The following is a 20,795-nucleotide window of genomic DNA, read 5'->3' as shown; positions in this document are numbered from 1 at the left end:
TTAGCTCCCCAGCTGTCCCACTTCAGACTTTTTGCAGGGGCGGCAGTTGATAACTGCGGTCGAGAATCGCCGGCCCCGGCTGATAGGTGCGCAAGATCAGCTGGAACTTGCCATCCGGCGCCGGCAGCCAGTTCGACGGATCGGCCGGAGGTGTATGCTGGATGGTGATCGTCAGGGAACCGTCAGCCGCCTTGACCAGGCCCGGCGTGCGGTCGTTGATGGCGTAACGGTTGAGCGGATTGTCGACGAGGAAAAAGTCCGGTCCGTAGAGGATCAGCGACCAGAAGGCCTCGACCGGGGGCAATTGACCGGCCGGGAAGGTCAGGGTGTAGCTGTTCTGGCCCGACAGAGGCGCGCCCTGGGCGTCGCCTGCGGCGGAGAAGTACAGCGCCTCCTGGGCGATATGGGCGCCGGGACCGAAGCGGTTGATGGCGGCGCGTTGCAAGGGATCGGCAATGTACTTGCTGATATGGAAATTGACGCGCCAGCCGTCGACGACCTCGGACGGATTGGCGGTCTGGATGCGGCCATAGGCCCGTTCAAAGGCCGCCGCCAGCACCGCATCGCTCGGCCGTTCGGCGGCGAAATCCGCCGTCCCAAGGCCCAGGGCGGCATAGCGGGCGAAGGCGGCGGCCTCCGGGCCCGTCGGTGGGTAGGCGCGCACCAGCCGATCGAGCTCGTCGAAATAACCTGCGCCGGTTCCCGTCAGGTTGAGCACCGGCAAGATGTTGAGCACGTCGTCCTGGACAATGCCCGCCTGTTCGCCGGCCGGGTAGGCCGACAGCGGCGACAGGGTGTAATGCAGTTGGACATCGGCGGCGACCGGGGCATCGGCGTCGCCGCGCACCAGTGTCCGGGTCAGGGCGAAGACCAGCGAGGTCGGGGCCGTGATGACGTGGGCGCCATCGGGAGCGGCGCCGGTCCAGCCCGGAGCGGCGATGACATAGGTGCCGGCATGGGTTCCGGTTTCGCGGCGACCGACATAGGCGAAGGTATTCTCATAGGCGTCGACCAACTGGATCGAATAGTAGCGATCCTGCGTGTCGGGCACGTCGAGCACGATCGGCTCCTTGGCCAGGTCGAGCCAGGCGAAGCCATAGATGGTGTCGACATTGGGGCCGGCGACCTTCAGGCTGGGCGTCGCCAGCTTCGGGTTAAGATAGAAGCGGTTGAAGGCGATGTTCTTCTGACGCGACAGGTCGAGATAGCGCCCGGTCTGGACCAGCGGATAGCCCCAGATGGCCGCCTCTTCGGCGACGGCGGCCAGATCGCTGTCGGTGGCGAACGCCACACGTGGGGCTATGGCGGCGACAGCGCCGAACGTGGCGGCGGCGCCCAGCAGGTGGCGACGGGAAAGCACAGGCGATGTCATGCGACGACGCTCCTTATATTTTCAAAAACAGGGAAGTGTGCGGCGTCGTCGCCTTCGCACCTAAACACCATTAATTTAGTTGGGTTTTAGGTCAAAAGAGTTTTTCTAAATCCATCGGCGATATTTTATTGCACTGCAAAGAAGCTGCTGAATTCTTTGATTTTATCGACTAAATTTAGGAAATTCAGCGCCTTATGACAAATCGTCATTTGGGCGAAAGGCGTCTCCATTCCTAGACTGAAGCCACGCCAAACCGGACCGCACCCAGCGCAGGAGGGCTTTTCATTCAGTTCCGGGGATCCCGATGCTTTCTCAAAATCACCTGCCGCGCCTCAAACGCGGCGCCTATCTCACCCTCCTGCTCGCCGGCACGGCGCTCAGCGTGGCATCGCCCTACGCCCATGCCGAAACCACAGCGGATAACGCCACGCAACTGGCCTCGGCCTCCGCCGTCACCGAAGTCGTCGTCACCGCGCGGCGCCGCGCCGAAAACGTCCAGCGCGTGCCGATCGCCATCTCGACCTTGAGCGCCGGCCAGGTCGAAGCCAGCGGCGCCTACCGCCTCGACCAGCTGAAGCAACTGGTGCCCAGCGTCCAGACCCTGACCTTCAACCCGCGCAACGCCAATGTCAGCATCCGCGGCCTGGGCGGCAATGTCTCTCTGACCAATGACGGGCTGGAGCAGGGTGTCGGCTTCTATGTCGACGACGTCTATTACGGCCGTCCGGGGCAATCCCAGTTCGATCTGGTCGACCTGCAGCAGGTCGAGGTCCTGCGCGGCCCGCAAGGCACCTTGTTCGGCAAGAACACCACGGCCGGCGCCATCAATATCACGACGCGCGAGCCGTCCTCCAATTTCGGCGGCACCTTCGAAGCTACCGGCGGCAATCTCGGTTTCCAGCAGATTCGCGCCAGCATCACCGGTCCGATCATCGACGGCAAGCTGGCCTTCCGCGCCTCGATAGCCGGCACGCACCGCGACGGCTATATCCATAATCTCCACGACGGCCGCGAACTCGGCGGCTACGACAATTTCACCGCCCGCGCCCAATTACTGGCGACGCCGAACGACCAGCTGAAGATTCGCGTCATCGCCGATTACGGCACCCAGCGCCAGGATTGCTGCATCGGGGTGGCGACCGGCGTCGTGACGACGCGCGCCGACGGCACGCCCTTGCCCAACGATATCTATGCCCGCGCCGCCCGCGTCGGGTACACCCTGCCGGCCATCGACCCCTTCTCCTACAATGTCGATGTCGACGCGCGCGTCCGCACCCAGATGTATACGGGCGGCCTCTCGGCCAAGGTCGACTACACGACCGAAAAGCTGGCCTTCACCTCGATCACTGCCGGGCGCTTCTGGGACTGGATCCCGGAAAACGACGCCGACGGTATCGGCGCCACCGCCCTTTATCAGGCGCGTATCATCGACCGGCAAAAGCAGTTCTCGCAGGAGTTCCGCCTGGCGTCGCGCGGCAATCAGGCGATCGACTGGGTCGCCGGCGCCTATTATTTCTGGCAGAAGGTGCCGGGCCAGGCGACCTTCTGGTACGGCCCTGCCGGCGCGAAGTTCAACCTGCCGCCGGTGCTTTATCCGACGGCGCACCAGGCCGACCTAGCGACGGCCGCCCTCGACGGCTATCGCCTGTCCGCCTATTCGCGTCCGGATACCAAATCCTACGCGCTGTACGGTCAGGCGACATGGAATATCGACAGCCATTGGGCGCTGACCGGCGGCCTGCGTTACACCCGCGAAGACAAGACCGGCGTCTTTAACCAGGTCGTCACCGGTGGCGCGGATATCGCCAGCTTCGATCCCGCCGACCAGGCCTATGTCGCCTCGATCCGCCGTTTGGTCGGGGTCGCCAACGCCTATTCCCTGAAGACCAGCGAAGGCAATGTCTCGGGCCTGCTGACGGTCAATTACAGCTTTTCGCCCGACGCCCTGGTCTATGCCACCTATTCGCGCGGCTTCAAGTCGGGCGGTATCAACCTGTCCAACCTGCCGGCCAGCGTGCCCAAGGCGGTCGACCCGGAACGCATTGACAATTACGAGCTGGGCTTCAAATCGACCCTGCTCGACCACGATCTGACGTTCAATGTCGCCGCCTTCTCGACCGATACCCACGGCTATCAGACCAATATTTTCGACACGACGCTGTTCACCACCTATATCGCCAATATCGGCCTGGTGCGGTCGCGCGGCGTCGAAACCGACCTGCGGTACCGCCCCAATAACGACCTCAGCCTCTATGCCTCGGTCGCCTACGATGAGGCGGAATATACCGATTACAAGACCGCGCCGCCGCCGGTCGAATATACCGGCCTCTTGCCCGCCACCGCCAACTATATCGATCTGTCCGGCCGGCAACTGCCCGGCGCGCCGAAATGGTCGGCCAGTTTCGGCGGTGAATATTCCCACTCGCTGCCCGGCCATGACGCCTACGAGCTCTATGCCGGCGCCGATTACAACGTGAAGTCAGCCTTCTACGCCTCGGTCAATGACAGCCCGTCCTCTCGCGTCGACGGCTTCGGCGTCCTGAATGCCCGACTGGGCGTGCGCAGCCAGGATGGCCGCAACGACCTGTCCCTGTGGGCGCGCAATCTCGGTGAAACCAAATATTTCGAAACCCTCGGCGCCGGCAATGCCGGTGCGTCGGGCCTGATCACCGGCATCCCGTCATCACCGCGCACCTGGGGCGTCACCCTGCGTCACAAGTTCGGCGCCTAAGGAGAGAATCGTGGCCATCACCAACATCCTGACCAAACCCGCCGCGGTTGCCTCCGCGGCCACGCCCGCCAAAAGCGCCACGCGCTGGGCCTGGCTGCGCGAGGCGGCGCGCGAGCCCTTCCTGCACTTCATCCTGCTGGGCGCCGCCATCTTCGCCGCCAGCGAGACGGTCGAGCACTATACGACGCAGTATCGCGTCGTCATTCCGCCCGAGCGCATCACGCAATTGGCGGAGACCTACGAACAGCAGTTCGGTACGGCGCCGACGCAGGTCCAGCTCAAGACCCTGGTCGACAACTATATCAAGGAGGAGATCGAATATCGCGAAAGCACGGCGCTCGGCCTCGACCGCGACGACGAAATCGTCCGCCGCCGCCTGGTGCAGAAATACGAATTCCTGCAGCAGGACCTGCAAAGCCTCGACGACCCGTCCCAGGCGACCCTAAAAGCGTTCTACACGGCCCACGCCGCCGACTATGGCGAGCCGGCCAAGCGCACCTTCACCCACGTCTACTTTTCGCCCGATGTCGCCGGCGACGACGACGCCCATCGCCGTGCCGAGGCTGAGCTCAAACGTCTGAACGCCAGCGGCGTCACCCGTGCCCCCAGCGAGGGCGACACCTTCCCGGGACCGTCCGACGTCGCCGATCTCAACGCCGCCGACGCCCAGCGCCTGTTCGGCTCCAGCGACCTCAGCCGCGACATTTTCACGGCGCCGGAAGGCCAATGGGCGGGGCCGTTCCGCTCCGGTTTCGGCTGGCACCTGATCCGCGTGACGGCGGAAACACCGGCGACGTCGCGGCCCTATAACGCCGTCGCGCCCCAGGTGCTCGAGGACTGGAAGGCGGCCCAGCGTGGCGGCTTGAACGCCAAGACCTATGCCGCCCTGCGCGCCAAGTACAATGTCGTGGTCCAGGGAGGAACAAAGTGATCCGGCACCTCTGGCTCTCCCTGATCGTCCTGCTGATGGCCGGCCTGGCCGGTCCGAGCCTGGCTCACGAGGTTCGGCCCGCCTATCTTCAAATCACCGAACGCGGCGACGGCAAGATCGACGTCCTGTTCAAACAGCCGAGCACGACCAGCCTGGCCGTCCGCCTCGACCCCGACATTTCCGGAGGACTTCTCTCGGCCCAGCCGGCGGTGGTCGATAGCGGCCTCGGATATCAGACGCGCATCTGGCGCGGTCTCGCGATCGGCAAAACCGGCCTGGCCGGGCGGACCGTGGCCATTCACGGCCTCGACCGCTCGATCACCGACGCCCTGGTTGTCGTCCACTATGCCGACGGCCACGACCTGCAACAGATCCTGCGCCCGCAGCAGGCCCAGCTGTCGCTCGACGCCCGCGGCAACAACATGCCGGTCCTGACCTATGCGACCTTGGGCATCAACCACATCCTGACCGGTTACGACCACCTGATGTTTATCCTGGGGCTTGTCCTGCTGGTTCGCGGCATCCCGACCCTGCTGAAAACGGTCACAGCCTTCACCGTCGCTCACAGCATCACCCTGGCCGCCACGGCGCTCGGCTTCATGCATGTCCGCCCGGCCCAGATCGAGGCCATGGTCGCCCTCAGCATCGTCTTCGTCGCCGTCGAACTGGGCAATCTGGCGCTCGGCCGCGGCAGCATCACCCAGCGCTGGCCGTGGCTGATCGCCTTCACCTTCGGCCTGTTGCACGGCTCGGCCTTTGCCGGCGCCCTGGCCGAGATCGGCCTGCCCAGGGACAATATCCCGGCCGCCCTCCTGCTGTTCAATGTCGGGGTCGAGATCGGTCAGCTGCTCTTCGTTGGCGTCGTCCTTGCCGTGATCTACGTCCTGCGCCGCATCAAGGTCACCGACATCCGCGCCCTTCAACCGGTGCCGACCTACGCCATCGGCATCTGCGCCACCTTCTGGTTCTTCGAACGTATCCACGCCGCCATCTTCTGATTGGAAACTATTCAATGAAAAAAGTTCTTCTGTTATCCGCTGCCGCCGCGGCCCTGCTCATCACCGCCGGCACCTGGGCGCAAACCCAAAACCCCGCGCCCGTCAAACCCGCCACCGCCGCCGCGCCGGCCGTGAAGCCCGAGGATCGTGAAGCCTATTACGGCGACCTCCACCTGCACACGACCAATTCGTTCGACGCCTATGTCCTGATGGGTACCAAGACGACGCCCGACGAGGCCTATCAGTTTGCCCGTGGCGACGAGATCGACTATCTCGGCGAACGGGTCCGCCGCCGCGAACCGCTCGACTTCCTGGCGGTCACCGACCACTCGGAAAATATCGGCGTCTTCAATGAGCTCAACGATCCCAACAGCCCCCTGGCGAAGAGCCCGATCGGCCAGCGCATCCTGGCCGCCAAGGCCGCCGGCACGCTCGACCTCACTGCCAAGAAAGACGGCTCGGTCGATGCGCTGAAACTGATCACCGAGTTGCTGCAGGGCCATCCGCTGGACAACCTGGCCGGCGTCGACCCCAAGGCCCTGGCCTCGTCGGCCTGGCAGCGCCAGATCGCCTCGGCCAACCGCTTTTACCAGCCGGGCAAGTTCACCACCTTCATCGGCTATGAGTGGACGTCGATGCCGAGCGGGCAGAACCTGCATCGCAATGTCATCTTCCGCGGCGATGACGCGCCGGATCCCTTCACGTCGGCCGACTCTTCCAAGCCGGAAGACCTGTGGACCTGGCTGACGAAAATCCGCACCAAGGGCTTCGAGGCCCTGGCCATCGCCCACAATGCCAATGCCTCGAACGGTTTGATGTACGACTGGACGACGCTCGACGGCCGCCCGATCGATGTCGCTTATTCCGTCCTGCGCTCGCAGAACGAGCCGCTGAGCGAAATTTCGCAAAACAAGGGCACGTCCGAAACCCACCCCAGCCTGTCGCCCAATGACGAGTTCTCCAACTTCGAAATCTTCGACCGCCTGCTGATTTCACCGCAAAAGAGCCGGCCCTCGGGGTCTTACCTGCGCGACGCCATCGGCAAGGGCCTTGTCCTGGGGGAGAAGATCGGCGCCAATCCCTATAAGGACGGCTATGTCGGCGGCAGTGACTTCCACGGCGGCCTGAGCGTGTCGTCCGAGCAGGACTACGCGGGCAATATCGGCGGCGCCAATGTCGGTGGCGGCAAGACGACACCCGAAGCGGCTCGCGCATTGCTGAGCACGCCGAAGGATACTCAGGGCTTTAATGTCACCATCACCGGCTCGGGCGCGCTGACCGGTGTCTGGGCCGAGCAAAACACTCGCGAAGCCATTTACGACGCCTTCCGCCGCAAGGAAACCTTCGCCACTTCGGGGACGCGCCTGAAGGTGCGGTTGTTTGGCGGCTGGGACTTCGCCTCCGGCTTCGATCAACAGCAGGATGCCGTCAAACAGGCCTATGCCCGTGGCGCGCCGATGGGCGGCGATCTGCCGGCACGGCCGAACGGGGCAGGGGCGCCGTCCTTCGTCGTCTGGGCGTCCAAGGATCCCAACGGCGCCAATCTCGACCGCGTCCAGATCGTCAAGGTTTGGGTCGAAAACGGGGTTCAAAAGGAAAAGGTCTTCGATGTCGCCTTCGGCCGCGACCGCACGCGCGATGCCTCGGGCCATCTGAAACCGATCGGCACGACGGTCGATCTGAAGACCGCCACCTATACCAACACCATCGGCTCGGTCGCCCTGTCGACGGTGTGGCGCGATCCGGAGTTCAAGGCCTCGGCGCCGGCGGCCTATTATGTCCGCGTGCTGGAAATCCCGACGCCGCGCTGGTCGACCTTGTTGGCGGTCAAGAGCGGCGTGCCCTTGCCTGACTCGGTGCCGGCCACCATCCAGGAACGCGGCTGGTCGTCGCCGATCTGGTACACCCCGTCGAAGGGGTAAGCCGCGGCGGTGATCCCCGTCATCCGTGGCCAATTTCTTCCAATAAAAAAAGGCGCCGGTCGTCACCGACCGGCGCCTTTCACATATTACCCGCGCACCAGAGTCACATCGATATTGCCACGTGTCGCGTTGGAATAAGGGCATACCTTGTGGGCTTCGGCGATCAAACGATCGGCGACTTCGCCGTCGACGCCCGGCAGGGTGATCTTCAAGGTCACGGCCAGGCCGAAACCGCCCGGGATCTGACCGATGCCGACGCTCGACTCGATAAAGCTATCCGCCGGTACGGCCACCTTGTCGCGGCCGCCGACGAACTTCAGCGCGCCGATAAAGCAGGCGGCATAGCCGATCGCGAACAACTGCTCCGGATTGGTGCCGTCGCCGCCGGCGCCGCCCAGTTCACGCGGGGTCGACAGCTTGACGCTGATGCGGCCGTCATCGGAGGCGCCGGTGCCTTCGCGTCCGCCGGTGGCCTTGGCATGGGCGGTATAGACCGGGGTAATGGATGTCATGATCGTTCTCCTGAAAAAGCCGGGGCATCCGGCGTTGTTGATGGGCTATAATTAGATTGTGCACAATTTAATGTCAATTGCATTGTGCGCAATTTAATTGATTTTCAGGAAAAAATATGCTAGATCATTGACATCCAAGGAGAATAAGCCATGTCGCACTCCGACACGCCGGAGCTCTTGCTCGATAACCAGATATGTTTCGCCGTCCATGCCACGGCCCACGCCTTTGCTCAGGCCTATAAGCCGCTGCTGAAGGCAATGAACCTGACCTATCCGCAATATCTGGTCATGCTGGTTCTGTGGGAGCGTGACGATCTGTCGGTCAGCGATATCGGCCAGAAACTGTTTCTCGATTCCGGCACCCTGACGCCCTTGCTCAAGCGCCTGGAGGCCCTGGGTTATGTCCAGCGCACACGCGACACGGCCGATGAGCGTGTCGTCCGCATCACCCTGAGCGACGCCGGCCGTTCGCTAAAGACCCAGGCCCTGTGTGTGCCGCCGGCCCTGCTGGCAGCGACCGAACTCGACATTCCCGGCCTGCAATCGCTGAATCGCCAGGTGCGCCGCCTGGGTGATGCCTTGCGCAGTCAATCACGCCCCCTTGCGGCCGGGGCCGAAGCTACCTAGCTTCCTGCCTTATCCAACCCCGCGGACAGCATGGCATCCAAGACAACCCTGAACGCCGCCAATCTCGAAGCCCTCGGTGTCGAGCGCCTCGCCCAGTTGCTGGTCGAGATCAGCGCCGGCGACGCCAATGCCAAGCGCCGGTTGCGCCTGGAACTGGCCGGCCAGGAAAGCCCGGACAAGCTGGTCCATGAAATCCGCAAGCGCCTGGCGTCCATTGCGGTAGCGACGACCTTCGTCAGTTGGCGCAGCGTCAAGGCCTTCATAACCGACCTGCAAACCCAGCGCGGTCTGATCGCCGACAATATCGCCGCTGTCTCGCCAACCGAAGCCTTGGACCTGATGTGGACATTTCTGGCCCTGAGCGACAGCGTCCTGGAACGCACGACCGACACGACCGGCGCCGTCATTGCCATTTTCCAAAACGCCTGTGACGACCTGGCCCGTCTGGCCGGAGCGGTAAAGTCCGACGACCTGGCCGGCCAAACTGCTCGCGCCGTCATCGGTAACGGCTATGGCCAATGCGACGGTCTCATTCCGCTATTGGCGCCGGTTCTCGGCCCGGCCGGGCTGGAAGACTTAAAAGCCCGCCTGGTCGCCGAAGCCGCCACACCCGATGCTGCTCGCCGCCTGGGCACGCGCAAGATCGCCAAACGCACGGACCGCAAATTGCAAAAACTGGCGATCCGCCGCCGTTCGCGCGCCCAGACCTGCCAATTGGCTCTGTTGCAGATCGCTGATGCCCAGGGCGATGTCGACGCCTTCATCACCCTGCAACCGCAACCGCGCACCCCCGAAGTCGCCACCGACATCGCCAACCGGCTGTTGCAGGCTGGTCGGGCTCGGGACGCCCTGGACGTGCTCGACGCCGTCATCTGGCGTCCCTATGTTCCGATGCTGGCCGAATGGGAGTTTGCCCGCATCGCCGCCCTCGATGCGCTCGGTCGTCACGAAGACGCCCAGTCGGCGCGGCTGGATCGTTTTCGTCGCACGCTCGATGCCGGCGCTTTGCGCGCCTATCTCAAGCGCCTGCCCGATTTCGACGATATCGAAGCCGAAGACGAAGCCCTCGACGACGTCCACAATTTCGCCGACATCCATGCGGCCCTGGCTTTCCTTGTCGCCTGGCCTAGCCTCGAGCGCGCCGCCAACCTGGTCCTGACCCGCGGCCGCGAGCTCGATGGCAGCCGTCAAACCGAGCTCGGCACCGCCGCCGAACGTCTGGCCGGCAAATATCCCGTGGCGGCCACGATGCTGCTGCGCCGCATGATCGAAGCGGCGCTCGCCTCGGGACGCGAAGCCAACTACATCCAGGCCGGCCATCACCTGGCCGAGTGCGCCCGCCTGGCCGCCCATATCGATCATTACGGCGGAATCGAAAGCCACGACACCTATGTCGAACGCCTGCGCGGCGTCACCCGCGGCAAGCCGGCCTTCTGGAACGCGATTACCTGATCTGTTCGCCGGCCAGACCGGCCCCAACGCCTACGGCCCGCCCCCACGCTGAGGCACCGCAATATTTGGCGTAAACTGTCCCATCTTCGTCCTGAACCGACGTTTCGACCTTGCAAATAAAGGCATAAACTGTTCCCATCTTCAACGCATGGAAACAACCAAAATGTCCGCAGCCAAAACCGCCCTGATCGTCATCGACGCCCAGGAATCCTTCCGCCATCGTCCCTATTACCGTGAAGAGGGCGTCGCCGCCTATCTCAAGAACCAGCAAGCCCTGATCGATGGGTCCAAGGCGCGCGGCATTCCGGTGGTGCAAATCTTCCACGTCGAGCCCGAAGGCGCCTTTTCCGAGGCGTCCGGTTTCATCAAGGCCATGGTGCCGCTCAAGGTCGACGCCGACGTCGTCTTCAAAAAGCACCGCCACAGCGCCCTGATCGGCAGTGGCCTCGGCATCTGGCTGACCGAAAACGGCATCCAGCGCCTGATCATTTCCGGCATCCGCACCGAACAATGCTGCGAAACCACCACGCGCAATGCCTCGGACATGGGCTACGACGTCGACTATGTCGGCGAGGCGACCCTGACCTTCCCGATGACCGACGTTCACGGCCGCGAATGGAGCGCCGCCGAAATCCGTGCCCGCACCGAACTGGTCCTGGCCGACCGCTTCGCCCGCATCGCTACGGTCGCCGAGGCCCTGGCCGCCGTCTCACAATTTGAATCCGCGTGACCCAGGTCGTTCCGGTCTTCGTCATCATTCCGCCGCGTGTCCTGCTGCTCGATGTGGCGGGACCGATGGAGGTGTTGCGTAAGGCCAATTCGGAACAATCGGAAGTGCGCTTTGACGTCAGCTATATTGGCCCGGTGCCGGAGGTCGCCAGCTCCATCGGCCTGGCGATCGCCGGCATGGCGCCGATGCCGGATTCCTTGCCCGACAACGCATTGGTCGTCATTTCCGGAAATAGCGATATGCCGTTGTGTGGCCCGGTTTCGGATCGTGCGCAGGACGCTGGCCATGAGACTGCGATCGTCGACTGGCTGAAGATCCATATCCGCCCGGGTATCCGTCTCGCGACGGTCTGTTCCGGAGCGCTGCTGGCGGCGCGCGCCGGTCTGCTCGACGGTTATGACTGCACCACCCATCATGGCACGGTCGCGGAATTGACCGCCATCGCGCCGCTGGCCCGCGTGCGCGAAAACCGCCTGTTCGTCGAAGATCGCGACCGTTTGACCAGCGCCGGTATCACCGCTGGAATCGACCTGATGCTGCACATTGTGGCCCAAGCCGCCGGTCACGTCACCGCCATGAACGTTGCCCGTTTTCTGGTGGTTTATCTGCGCCGCGGCGGCGCCGATCCACAATTGTCGCCGTGGCTGGAAGGCCGCAACCACATCCATCCCGCCATCCATCGCGTCCAGGACGCCGTCGCCGCCGACCCGGCGCGCGACTGGCCGGTCGAGGCCCTGGCCGATATCGCGGCGGCCAGCCCGCGCAACCTGTCGCGCCTGTTTAACGCTCATGCCGGCATGAGCGTCACCGACTTCGTCAATCGCATGCGCATCAATCAGGYGCGTGAACTGCTGAGCGGCTCGCGGCTCGACATCGAAACCGTCGCCGAACGCAGCGGCTTTGCCTCGGCCCGGCAATTCCGCCGCGCCTGGCATCGTCTGCATGACGCGCCACCCAGCCGCGATCGCCATCGTCATGCCTGAAGGGTGCCGGAAAAGGCGAACTCGACCTGGTCGAGGCAGAGCGTGCCGCTCATCCGGCCCTGTTGCATCAATTCATGTGGCGTCGTGATGACCGGCGGCCGCTGTGGAATGACGATCTTCAAGGGCCGGTCGGGCGCCAGGTCGCGCAGCATGGTTTCCGATTTCCAGCACATTGAAGGTCGCGCCTCCGCACAATAAGTCTCTATGTTCTTATTTTGTTCTCAATGCCGTGGAGAGTCAAGCAACCGGTGCGTGACTTCAGGCCGACGCTTAACCGGCCGCCGCTGCGCCGTCGAACACCATGGCCACGACGCGATCGGCGAAGTCTTCCTCAAGCGGCGCGTGATGGACCAGGTAGCGATAGATGATCGGGCCGTACAGCATGTCGAGCGCCAGTTCCGGATCGATGGCGGCGCGGATGTCGCCGCGGGCGACGCCGCGTTCCCAGATGGTACGTATCTGAGCGCGCCGCGGCAGGGCGTAGAGCTCGTTATAGATCGCCAGGATTTCCGGATCGTTCATGCCTTCGGCGAACAGGTGCGCCACGGTGACGCCGAAATTCGTACTTTTATGGAAATGGATAAAGCCGCGCAGCAGCAGGACAAAATCCTGGCGCGTCGAGCCGCTATCGGGCAGCGGGATCTGCGTGATGGCGTGCTGCAGCACCGCGTCGAGCAGGACGTGGGTCTTGGTCGGCCACCATTTGTACAGGGTGGCTTTGCTGACGCCGGCGCGTTTGGCGATCGCTTCGGCGGTGATCTGGGCCGGGCGCAATTCGTCCATCAACTCCGTCGCCGCCGTGAGGACGGCGGCCTCGGCGGCCTGGCTGCGGGGGCGGCCTTTCTGACCGGGGCGTAACGTTGCGGTCAAGGCCAGGCTCTCAGAGCGTGAGCGCGCTGCGGATAATGGCGATCGTGCCTTCGGCTTCGTCGGTGCATTCCATGTGCAGGCGGTCGATCTCTTCCTGGGCCATGCAGCGCACCATGGTGCTGGCCTGGGGCGACAGGGCCATCAGGGTGCGGATGGAGGTACGCGACAAGGCGAGGGCGGCGTCGAGATCGATCAGGCTCGCGGTATCCTTGGCGACGGCCAATTCATAAAAGCGGCCGGACATATCGGGTTGGGCGGACATAGATGAAATCCTGGGGAGAGGAGCGTTATAAGAAAAGAAAGATTAATGGTATCGTTATCATGTTAACTAAACTATACGTTCAGTTTGTCAATTGTATGAGTATACCTTTTACGTCACATCTCTGTTTCAGATGACTTACATTGCGTGAGAATGGGTGGGAAATTACCGGCGTCGCGGCTGCGAAATCTCGACGGCATGCCTTGGTATTACGTCCGTCGAAAGGGAGACCAGTCGTCACGGCCGAAATCGACCGGAATTTGCGCGGACAGATAGGGCATTATACCGGGGGTTGACCAGCATGGGGAGGGTCGTTTTTGCGCTGGTTTGGGCCAATTGTCGGGCAATTCCGGTCGTTCGCGGGTATCGCGGTTTGTCGAATGACACACTTCGGACAACCTGACCGCGCGACGCCGGATCCGTCTGGACAGGTATTATACCGGCCGGCGGACGCGTTGGTTACAGTAACGTGACACCGCTTTCACCATCCGCCCGCCCCGGTTTTTTTTTACCGCCGCGGCTCCAACCAGTTCGGTACGACCCAGCGAGCTTTATGTCGAGCCGTTTGGCCGCAACCATCGCCATAACGATATTTTTTTCCTCCGGAGTCCGGTGTAAAGCAACCATGAAACCTATCGAAAGTTGATTTCATATGTGGCATGCTGCACTTATGGGGCGATCCAGAATGGGTGAGCGAACCGATATGAACGAACCAACCAAGATGGGCACGATGCGAAAGGCACAGGACGGCGCATTACTTTTTTCGGAGTTGGCCGATGACGCCACCTTGCGCTCCAACCTGTTCAAAGGCGTCGTCCAGGGCCGCGACGCGGTCACGCGCATGATCGACATGATCGACAGCCTCTGTCCGCGGCAAAATCTGATCTACCGTCATCGCGTCGGTCATCGCGACTTCATTTTGACCGAAGCGAAGCTGCTGTCGGGTGACGAGGTCGAGATCTCCACGGTCGGCATCCGCGACGACAGCGGCTGGATCAGTGCCGTCATGCTGGACCACAGCCCGCCGGCTGTAGCCGCCAAGCTGGCAAAGCGCCTCGAACATTTGCGGGCCCACAGCGAATAGCTAAAGCTTGCGGCCGGACTTGACCAGGCATACCGCCAGCCCGCTGTTGACGAGGGTAAAGGCGACCGCCAGCCATGGCACGATCTTCGCCTGCCACAGGCTGGCGGCCAGGAACATGGCGAAGGACCAGAAGACGGCGTGCAACATCACGAACATAATCCGCCGGGCTGCGAAGGCGCCCTTCGGCCGGGGCCCGCCGGCATCCGCCTCGTCGCGATCCGATCCGTCGCGCGTCAGCCATAGCCACACCAGGATAGCGGCGGCGAACGCCCCAAGCCCGATCAGGGACGAGACCAGCATGCCGTAGGTTTCCGGCGCCAGCAGCCACGCCGCTATATAGCCCATGCCGGCCAGCACGAATATCCACCCGGCCAGGCGCTCCGCCGCCGCTGTCCCGGCGGAGCCTCCCGGGGCGCCGAACGGCCGGGCGACCTTGGGCAGAAAATTGCCCAGCATCATCAGCAGCACGCCCCAGGCGACGCCGCTGGCGCGTTTGGCCAATTCATTGTCGATGACGCCGGTATTGCCGGCCGCGGCCAGGCCGACGACAGCGATCACGACGAGGCCGGCCGTGACGGACAAGGTGGTGACGGGGTAGGGGAGGCGCTTGGGTTCGGTCATGGACGGATCGCCTTTGGCTTTGACGATGGCTGGGTGTCGGCTTGCCCCGTTTGCAGGTCCCATCCGAAGGCCTGGGCGAACCCCAGCATGGCCTCTTCCAGGACCGACAACTGGATCTGGTAGACAATCGAATTGCCGTGCTTTTCGGAAACGATCAGCCGGGCTTCGCGCAGCACGGCGAAATGTGCCGACATGGTGGGCTTGGACACACTGAACTCCGCCGCCAGCTCGCCGGCGTTCATCGGCCTGACTTTCAGCAATTCCAGCACGCGCCGTCGGGTCGGATCGGACAAGGCTTTGAAGACGAGATTCATGATTTGTATTTAGCTAAATATCGAAATAGAGTCAAGGCCTGATCGCTCGCCCTTTCACTTGACTGAGATCAATTGTCGCACCCCCGTTACGGGTTAAATCCGGATAACGCCCTGGTTTTGTCTCGTGAGAGTGCCCATGCCCACCTTTATCCTGCTGACACGCCGCGCTGCCGCTTCGCATGTTTCCAGCCGGATGCCGGCGGAAGGTATCAATCTCGACGACACGCGCCGGCGCGCCGGTATCGGCTGGTGGCTGAGCGACAGCGTCACAACGGGCGGTTGGGACCATGTCAATATCTTCGAAGCGCCCAATACCGCGGCGGCCTTGCTGATTGCCAACCGCATCGAAAGCGCATCGGGTGCGCGGACCGAGCTGTGGCCGGTCGGCGAGGGTGTCGTCAACTGTGCTGCACAGCAAAGATCGCCGAAACGCCGCGAACCCCAGCTCTTCCGCAAGGTCTTCCGTTCTTTGCGCGACGCGATTACCGGCTCATTGGCCAAATACGCCCGCGCCTGACCGCCGGACGGCGCTACATCCCCATACTGCGTGCGTGCAGCTGAACGACCTTGGTTTCCCGTTCGAGATAGGACAGGACGTCCTCCGCCATCATCGGCTTGGCGAAGAGATAACCCTGGACGTAACGCGCCTGGACCTCGAGCAATTGCCGCAGCTGTTCCTCGGTCTCGACCCCTTCGATGACATGGTCGAGATTGAGGTTGCTGCACAGGTCGATCATGGTTTTGACCAGCTTGCGCGCCTGGACGTTTTTCAACAACTCGGCGACGAAGGACTGGTCGATCTTGATGACGTCGACCGGCAGGCGGTGGATATAGCTGAAGCTCGAATAGCCGGCGCCGAAGTCGTCCAGAGCGACGCGCGCGCCCATGGCCTTGAGCTCGCCGAGACTGGCCAGCGCCTGGTCGAAATCGTTGAGCATCGCCGTCTCGGTGATCTCGAACTCGATCCGCCGGGGCGCGATGCCGCTGGCTCGCACAGCCTCGCAAATGCGCGCGACGGTGCGCGGCGAATGCAGGTCGCGGGCGGATAGATTGAAGGCCAGACGCATATCGTCCGGCCAATCGGCTGCGGCCGTCAGCGCCTTTTTCAGCAAGGCCGGCGTGATCTCGTTGATCAGGCCCGAATGCTCGGCGGCGCGGATAAAGACATCGGGCGGCACATTGCCGAGCAGCGGGCTGTTCCACCGCGCCAGGGCCTCGAAGGCGACCGTACGTTTCCCCACCAGATCGTATTGCGGCTGGAAGGCCAGGCACATTTCGTCGTCGAGCTGGCTGGAACGCAGGGCATGGGTGACGCGGCCGAACTTGTGCATGTCCGATTCGTGCTGGCGATCGAACACGACGGCGGCGCCACGGCGGTTCTCCTTGGCATAATAGAGCGCATAGTCGGCGCGTTCCAGAAGCTGCGAGCCGTTGAGCTTGTCGGTCAGGCCGGGGATATGACGCACCAGGCCGACCGAACCCGACAGGCTGAGCGTGGCAACGCCGAGATGAAACGGCTCGGACAGGGCATCGCAAAACTGCTCGCCCAGGGCCTTCAGGTCGCTGTCGCTGACCTGTTCGCAGGCCTGGTCGTGCAGGATAAGGACGAATTCGTCGCCGCCCAGGCGCGCCACGACGCCGCGGCCGGCGCAGATCGCGGCCAGCCGCCGGCCCGCCTCGATCAACACGGCGTCGCCGGCGCCGTGCCCATAGATATCGTTGATCGGTTTGAAGCCATCGAGGTCGATCAGGCCCAGGTCGAAGCGCCGGCCGGTCGCCAGCAGATCGTCCAGCGTGCTGAAAAAATTGCGCCGGTTGGGCAGGCTGGTCAAGGCATCGAAATTGGCCAGGGTGCGCGCTTCGTCGCGATGGCGGTCCGCAGTGATACGGGCCCGCACCGAGCGCATAACGGTCATGCGGATGGCGCTGCTCATGCCGAGCGCTGTGGCCAGGGACGTAAAGGCGATCCACATATAGTCGCCGAACTGTTCCGGCTCGCGCTGGCTGGTGATGAAACAGATCGCGCCGATGCATGCGACGGTGCAGGGCAGCATGACCCGCATCCGGGCGCCCGAAATGGCGAAAATCGGTAATAGCAGGGCGAAATAGATCAGCTTCAGCGCGTCGTATTTCAGCCAGATGTCGAGCACGCAATTGGCCAGGATCAGCACATTGGCGGCATGGCCGGCGATTTCCAGCCGCTGCATCGACTGGGTCGCATGGGTATAGCGGAACAACAGCAGGCAGATGACCGAGGTGACGGCCGCCGCGGCGGGATCCCAGCCCGGATCGCCGGGCACACGATAAAAGAGCGCGCTGATGAGATAATAGGCGGCGACGACGACGAGGTAGCAATGGACGATGGGGCGTATGGCGATGGCCGTCTCGCGCGACATCACGGCCGGGTCAATGGCCGGATCGTGCCGTTGACGGCGCCGCCAGAACACCAGAGCTCTTGTAAAATGCAGGAGCAAGACGCCCAGACGCGCGATCGACGCGCTACTTTTGAACCAAGCCATATTACGCTACTCAACTACGGCACACTGCCGGCACTACCCTGTCATCCCGCCATAGCGACGGGTAAACTTGTCCTTAACGTAGCAAGGCGCCGTGAACGCCGTGCTAAATCTTTTGGTTAAGAAGGCATGAAGACAGAACGCAACACGGCGGTTCATTTCGCTTTCAGGATATCGCCCCACAAGTCCGCCGTGCCGTCGATGCGCTCCAGGCGCGGATAACGGATGCCGCCGTGATAATCGATCTTAACGGTCATGAACCGGTCGTCATCCTTGACCAACAGCTCGATCGGCGCCGTCTGGCCGCGCTTGGCCGCCGCCGTCACCGCTGCTTTTAACCCGTCGATATCGAAGGCCTTGCCATCGACCGCCAGGATCGTCATGCCGACGTTGAGCCCGGCGCCAAAGCCCGGCCCCTGCCACAAAACGTCGCTTAGCGTGCCGTCCTTTTCGACACGGAAACCCAGGCCGTAGCTGAAATCCGTGTAGCCACGGTCGGTTTCGCGCGCCTTGAAATAGTCGGTCGGCATATCCGTATAGACCAGTTTATAGCCGGCGCGGGTGATGCCGTCGAACGGCGGCTTGGTGCCGTGGTCGTTCAGCCGCGCCTTCAGGAACCCAGCCCAGTCATAGGGACAGACCGCGTTCAACGCCGCCACCACATCGTCGAAACCGTAGGTCACCGTCCCCCAGGCGCCGTCATATACGCCAAAAAAGGCCTTGGCGAAGGCGTCCAGCGATTTCCGCCCCCTGGTCTTTTCCCGGATCAGGGTATCGGCGTCGAGCCAAAGCAACATGCCCTGGTCGTAATATTCCTCGCCCGCCTGCCAGCTCGACCACGATTGGGCCTGGCGCCCCGAAAAGATCGGGTCATTGGTCGTGTCCTGGAGATCGCGCCATTGCCGCGCCGCCAGGGTGTCGTAATAGGCCGCCATCTGGGCGACGTGGCCCATATATTGGTCCTTCGTATACAGGCCCGACCGCGCCGCCAGCACATTGCCCCAATATTGCGTCTGGCCCTCATAGAGCCACAGCAGGCTGTTGCGCATCGGCTGCTGGTAATCCGGCGTCCACAGATCGTCCGGGCGGCGGAACTTGCCGTTCCAGGAATGGGTGAATTCGTGGGCCAGCAGGTCGCGGCCGGTGAAGCTGCCCTTCCAGTCGGTGAAATAGCCGGTAGCGACGCGGTTCTCCGAACTGCGGTGATGTTCAAGACCGATCCCGCCCAGCTTGTCCGACGCCGCGACCAGGAAGTCGTAATGGTCGAAATGCCGGCTGCCGAACAGTTTATAGGCCTGCTGCACCAGCTTGCGATGGATGGTCAAGACCTCGTCGGGAACCTCCAGCGATGCCGCCTTGTCGGCCACGATGTCCATATGCACCGGTGCGCTGGCGCCGGGATCGAGATCGACGCGCTTGAAATAGCGCCCGGCGAACAACGGCGAGTCAATCAGGGTCTCGTAGCTCACCGGCGCGAAATCGAGCACATTGGCGGCGCTGGTACTGGTCACCGTCAGCGCCCCGCCCGCCTGCCACCCGGCCGGCAATTTCAAGGTCGCCGCCACCGGCATGCGGCTGACATAGTAACCAGCCGGATAGATCGTGGCATAGGTCCATTGCAGGTCCAGCATGTCGGGCGTCATCACCACCCGGCCGATCCCACCATTGACTGGCGCCAGGAATTGAAAGTCCGCTGTGACGGTCCGCGCGCCTTCCGGCACGTCGATATGCAGGGCGCTCATCGCGACCGTGTCGCGCCGCCAATCGAGCGGCTTGCCGTCGGCGGTAAACACAAACCCGGCCATTTTCGCCATCTCGCCATCAGGCGCGTGGGCCCCGGGCAGCCATTTCGGGATGAGCAGGGTGAGCGGTCCGGCGCGGTCGACCGGAATGACCTCATGCACGCGGATGATGCGGTGGACGGTGTCGCTGGCGTCGACATCGATCGTGATCGTGCCGGGATAGTCGATATCCTGTGCTGCCGGTACGCTGGCTTCGGGCGGTGCGGCCACCGGCGCCGGTGCATCCTCGGTAAAAGCAGATCCGGCCGTCAGGGCCAACAGACAGCACGACAACAGAATCGCGGTTTTCGACATGCATACACTCCGGCGCGGTTTAAAAACTGAAATCGGGCAGGTAGGTCAGCGCCTCGTGCAAGGCCTGGCTCCACCCCAGGGAGATGTTGAGATAATACGGATCGTCGCGCTCGAAACGCCTTTTGTAGGTCACCTGGAACGCATCGACGGCCTGGACCTGGAGATCGATCGGCAGGTCGACCCCGGCATTGGCGCGGATGGTGGAATCAAACGACACGCACAGCAGCTTGACCGCCGATTCGAAGCTCATGTCGCGGGTCAGGGCGCGCACCAGCATCGGCCGGCCGTACTTGGTCTCACCGGTCTGGAAAAACGGATTGTCGTCGCCGGCCTCGATAAAATTGCCCTCGGCATAGATCAGGAACAGCCGCGGCGCCTCACCCTTGATCTGGCCGCCCAGGATCAGGGTCGCGCCGAACGGCGACGCGGCGGCGGACCCGGTAGGGCTATAGGTCCTGACGATATCGCGCAGGGTGTTGCCGACGATGCTCGCCACCTGGAACATGGTCGGCGCCTTCAGGATGCACGGCTTGCCGGGCTCGGGCGCCCGGGCCCGCTCGTCCAGGATGCTGACGACGGCCTGGGTGGTGGCCAGATTGCCGGACGACAGCAGGGTCATGACCCGCTCTCCCGGCACCTCCCAGCTGTTCATCTTGCGCACCTGGGAGATATCGTCGACCCCGGCATTGGTGCGGGTGTCGGACATGAAGATCAGGCCCTTGTCGAGTTTCAAGCCAACACAATAGGTCATGATCGCTCCTTCACCGGCACGCTTTA

Annotated in this window: 20 protein-coding genes; 10 read left to right on the top strand and 10 right to left on the bottom strand. The window is 63.0% G+C overall.

The annotated features are described in order from the left end of the window. Window positions 1-22: 22 nt before the first annotated feature. Complete coding sequence (locus AC1DX3_RS04790) at window positions 23-1,372, bottom strand: DUF1254 domain-containing protein (RefSeq protein WP_476988104.1); 1,350 nt, start codon at window positions 1,370-1,372, stop codon at window positions 23-25. 304 nt (window positions 1,373-1,676) lie between these two features. Here AC1DX3_RS04790 and AC1DX3_RS04785 point away from each other — a divergent pair, with 304 nt between their 5' ends. From AC1DX3_RS04785 to AC1DX3_RS04770, 4 genes are read left to right on the top strand one after another with little or no spacing between them, the layout of a single operon-like run. Continuing rightward, window positions 1,677-4,103 carry a TonB-dependent receptor gene (locus AC1DX3_RS04785; protein ID WP_476988103.1) on the top strand — a complete coding sequence of 809 codons (2,427 nt, stop codon included), beginning with the start codon at window positions 1,677-1,679 and terminating at the stop codon, window positions 4,101-4,103. A 10-nt stretch (window positions 4,104-4,113) separates the two neighbouring features. Next, window positions 4,114-5,034, top strand: a complete 921-nt coding sequence (locus tag AC1DX3_RS04780) for a peptidyl-prolyl cis-trans isomerase (RefSeq protein WP_476988102.1) — start codon at window positions 4,114-4,116, stop codon at window positions 5,032-5,034. Next, window positions 5,031-6,032, top strand: coding sequence for a HupE/UreJ family protein (locus AC1DX3_RS04775; protein ID WP_476988101.1), 1,002 nt, complete (start codon window positions 5,031-5,033; stop codon window positions 6,030-6,032). The genes AC1DX3_RS04780 and AC1DX3_RS04775 overlap by 4 nt, the downstream gene beginning before the upstream one ends. A gap of 14 nt (window positions 6,033-6,046) precedes the next feature. Beyond that, the gene (locus AC1DX3_RS04770) at window positions 6,047-7,954 is read left to right on the top strand and encodes a DUF3604 domain-containing protein (protein ID WP_476988100.1); all 1,908 of its coding nucleotides are present in this window, start codon (window positions 6,047-6,049) and stop codon (window positions 7,952-7,954) included. A gap of 86 nt (window positions 7,955-8,040) precedes the next feature. Here the strand turns inward: AC1DX3_RS04770 and AC1DX3_RS04765 are convergent, their stop codons facing one another. Then, window positions 8,041-8,466, bottom strand: coding sequence for an organic hydroperoxide resistance protein (locus AC1DX3_RS04765; RefSeq protein ID WP_476988099.1), 426 nt, complete (start codon window positions 8,464-8,466; stop codon window positions 8,041-8,043). 150 nt (window positions 8,467-8,616) lie between these two features. On the opposite strand from AC1DX3_RS04765, the gene AC1DX3_RS04760 reads away from it, so the two are divergent. The 4 genes from AC1DX3_RS04760 to AC1DX3_RS04745 all read left to right on the top strand — a co-directional run bounded on the left by AC1DX3_RS04760 (window position 8,617) and on the right by AC1DX3_RS04745 (window position 12,258). Continuing rightward, window positions 8,617-9,093, top strand: coding sequence for a MarR family winged helix-turn-helix transcriptional regulator (locus AC1DX3_RS04760; RefSeq protein ID WP_476988098.1), 477 nt, complete (start codon window positions 8,617-8,619; stop codon window positions 9,091-9,093). Between the two features lie 30 nt (window positions 9,094-9,123). After that, window positions 9,124-10,545, top strand: a complete 1,422-nt coding sequence (locus AC1DX3_RS04755; RefSeq protein ID WP_476988097.1) for a DUF6880 family protein — start codon at window positions 9,124-9,126, stop codon at window positions 10,543-10,545. A 163-nt stretch (window positions 10,546-10,708) separates the two neighbouring features. Further along, the gene (locus AC1DX3_RS04750) at window positions 10,709-11,275 is read left to right on the top strand and encodes an isochorismatase family protein (protein WP_476988096.1); all 567 of its coding nucleotides are present in this window, start codon (window positions 10,709-10,711) and stop codon (window positions 11,273-11,275) included. Continuing rightward, window positions 11,272-12,258: a GlxA family transcriptional regulator gene (locus AC1DX3_RS04745; protein WP_476988095.1), complete on the top strand. Its 987-nt coding sequence runs from the start codon at window positions 11,272-11,274 to the stop codon at window positions 12,256-12,258. Before AC1DX3_RS04750 ends, AC1DX3_RS04745 begins: the two co-directional genes overlap by 4 nt. Here the strand turns inward: AC1DX3_RS04745 and AC1DX3_RS04740 are convergent. The 3 genes from AC1DX3_RS04740 to AC1DX3_RS04730 all read right to left on the bottom strand — a co-directional run bounded on the left by AC1DX3_RS04740 (window position 12,249) and on the right by AC1DX3_RS04730 (window position 13,390). After that, entirely contained in the window at window positions 12,249-12,431 is a 183-nt protein-coding gene (locus AC1DX3_RS04740) for a hypothetical protein (protein ID WP_476988094.1), read from the bottom strand. The genes AC1DX3_RS04745 and AC1DX3_RS04740 overlap by 10 nt on opposite strands. A gap of 97 nt (window positions 12,432-12,528) precedes the next feature. Beyond that, a complete protein-coding gene (locus tag AC1DX3_RS04735) occupies window positions 12,529-13,128 on the bottom strand; it encodes a TetR/AcrR family transcriptional regulator C-terminal ligand-binding domain-containing protein (RefSeq protein ID WP_476988093.1) in 600 nt (199 codons plus the stop codon). Window positions 13,129-13,138: 10 nt separating this feature from the next. Then, window positions 13,139-13,390, bottom strand: a complete 252-nt coding sequence (locus AC1DX3_RS04730; RefSeq protein ID WP_476988092.1) for a hypothetical protein — start codon at window positions 13,388-13,390, stop codon at window positions 13,139-13,141. 700 nt (window positions 13,391-14,090) lie between these two features. On the opposite strand from AC1DX3_RS04730, the gene AC1DX3_RS04725 reads away from it, so the two are divergent. Continuing rightward, on the top strand, window positions 14,091-14,471 hold the full coding sequence (locus AC1DX3_RS04725; protein ID WP_476988091.1) for a hypothetical protein: 381 nt from the start codon (window positions 14,091-14,093) through the stop codon (window positions 14,469-14,471). Here the strand turns inward: AC1DX3_RS04725 and AC1DX3_RS04720 are convergent, their stop codons facing one another. Next, window positions 14,472-15,092 (bottom strand): hypothetical protein, encoded by a 621-nt coding sequence (locus AC1DX3_RS04720; RefSeq protein WP_476988090.1) that lies wholly within the window; start codon window positions 15,090-15,092, stop codon window positions 14,472-14,474. It lies immediately after the preceding gene. After that, the gene (locus tag AC1DX3_RS04715) at window positions 15,089-15,406 is read right to left on the bottom strand and encodes an autorepressor SdpR family transcription factor (protein WP_476988089.1); all 318 of its coding nucleotides are present in this window, start codon (window positions 15,404-15,406) and stop codon (window positions 15,089-15,091) included. Before AC1DX3_RS04715 ends, AC1DX3_RS04720 begins: the two co-directional genes overlap by 4 nt. Window positions 15,407-15,542: 136 nt before the next feature. Here AC1DX3_RS04715 and AC1DX3_RS04710 point away from each other — a divergent pair, with 136 nt between their 5' ends. After that, window positions 15,543-15,923, top strand: coding sequence for a hypothetical protein (locus AC1DX3_RS04710; RefSeq protein ID WP_476988088.1), 381 nt, complete (start codon window positions 15,543-15,545; stop codon window positions 15,921-15,923). Between the two features lie 13 nt (window positions 15,924-15,936). Here the strand turns inward: AC1DX3_RS04710 and AC1DX3_RS04705 are convergent, their stop codons facing one another. The 3 genes from AC1DX3_RS04705 to AC1DX3_RS04695 form a co-directional block, all read right to left on the bottom strand. Then, window positions 15,937-17,925, bottom strand: coding sequence for a putative bifunctional diguanylate cyclase/phosphodiesterase (locus AC1DX3_RS04705; RefSeq protein ID WP_476988087.1), 1,989 nt, complete (start codon window positions 17,923-17,925; stop codon window positions 15,937-15,939). A gap of 152 nt (window positions 17,926-18,077) precedes the next feature. After that, on the bottom strand, window positions 18,078-20,018 hold the full coding sequence (locus tag AC1DX3_RS04700) for a M61 family metallopeptidase (RefSeq protein ID WP_476988086.1): 1,941 nt from the start codon (window positions 20,016-20,018) through the stop codon (window positions 18,078-18,080). Window positions 20,019-20,037: 19 nt separating this feature from the next. Beyond that, entirely contained in the window at window positions 20,038-20,769 is a 732-nt protein-coding gene (locus AC1DX3_RS04695) for a proteasome-type protease (RefSeq protein WP_476988085.1), read from the bottom strand. Window positions 20,770-20,795: the final 26 nt, after the last annotated feature.

The sequence above is a fragment of the Asticcacaulis sp. P2_B1 genome (assembly GCF_056404915.1).
The sequence above is the reverse complement of the archived record's forward strand: the minus strand, read 5'-3'. Positions and strand labels throughout refer to the sequence as shown.

What these genes read in the sequence shown, in the direction of transcription:
- AC1DX3_RS04695 (WP_476988085.1), bottom strand. Translation starts at nt 20,769, where the DNA reads ATGACCTATTGTGTTGGCTTGAAACTCGACAAGGGCCTGATCTTCATG.
- AC1DX3_RS04760 (WP_476988098.1), top strand. Translation starts at nt 8,617, where the DNA reads ATGTCGCACTCCGACACGCCGGAGCTCTTGCTCGATAACCAGATATGT.
- AC1DX3_RS04700 (WP_476988086.1), bottom strand. Translation starts at nt 20,018, where the DNA reads ATGTCGAAAACCGCGATTCTGTTGTCGTGCTGTCTGTTGGCCCTGACG.
- AC1DX3_RS04790 (WP_476988104.1), bottom strand. Translation starts at nt 1,372, where the DNA reads ATGACATCGCCTGTGCTTTCCCGTCGCCACCTGCTGGGCGCCGCCGCC.
- AC1DX3_RS04730 (WP_476988092.1), bottom strand. Translation starts at nt 13,390, where the DNA reads ATGTCCGCCCAACCCGATATGTCCGGCCGCTTTTATGAATTGGCCGTC.
- AC1DX3_RS04785 (WP_476988103.1), top strand. Translation starts at nt 1,677, where the DNA reads ATGCTTTCTCAAAATCACCTGCCGCGCCTCAAACGCGGCGCCTATCTC.
- AC1DX3_RS04710 (WP_476988088.1), top strand. Translation starts at nt 15,543, where the DNA reads ATGCCCACCTTTATCCTGCTGACACGCCGCGCTGCCGCTTCGCATGTT.
- AC1DX3_RS04755 (WP_476988097.1), top strand. Translation starts at nt 9,124, where the DNA reads ATGGCATCCAAGACAACCCTGAACGCCGCCAATCTCGAAGCCCTCGGT.
- AC1DX3_RS04720 (WP_476988090.1), bottom strand. Translation starts at nt 15,092, where the DNA reads ATGACCGAACCCAAGCGCCTCCCCTACCCCGTCACCACCTTGTCCGTC.
- AC1DX3_RS04725 (WP_476988091.1), top strand. Translation starts at nt 14,091, where the DNA reads ATGAACGAACCAACCAAGATGGGCACGATGCGAAAGGCACAGGACGGC.
- AC1DX3_RS04765 (WP_476988099.1), bottom strand. Translation starts at nt 8,466, where the DNA reads ATGACATCCATTACCCCGGTCTATACCGCCCATGCCAAGGCCACCGGC.
- AC1DX3_RS04715 (WP_476988089.1), bottom strand. Translation starts at nt 15,406, where the DNA reads ATGAATCTCGTCTTCAAAGCCTTGTCCGATCCGACCCGACGGCGCGTG.
- AC1DX3_RS04770 (WP_476988100.1), top strand. Translation starts at nt 6,047, where the DNA reads ATGAAAAAAGTTCTTCTGTTATCCGCTGCCGCCGCGGCCCTGCTCATC.
- AC1DX3_RS04740 (WP_476988094.1), bottom strand. Translation starts at nt 12,431, where the DNA reads ATGTGCTGGAAATCGGAAACCATGCTGCGCGACCTGGCGCCCGACCGG.
- AC1DX3_RS04705 (WP_476988087.1), bottom strand. Translation starts at nt 17,925, where the DNA reads ATGGCTTGGTTCAAAAGTAGCGCGTCGATCGCGCGTCTGGGCGTCTTG.
- AC1DX3_RS04750 (WP_476988096.1), top strand. Translation starts at nt 10,709, where the DNA reads ATGTCCGCAGCCAAAACCGCCCTGATCGTCATCGACGCCCAGGAATCC.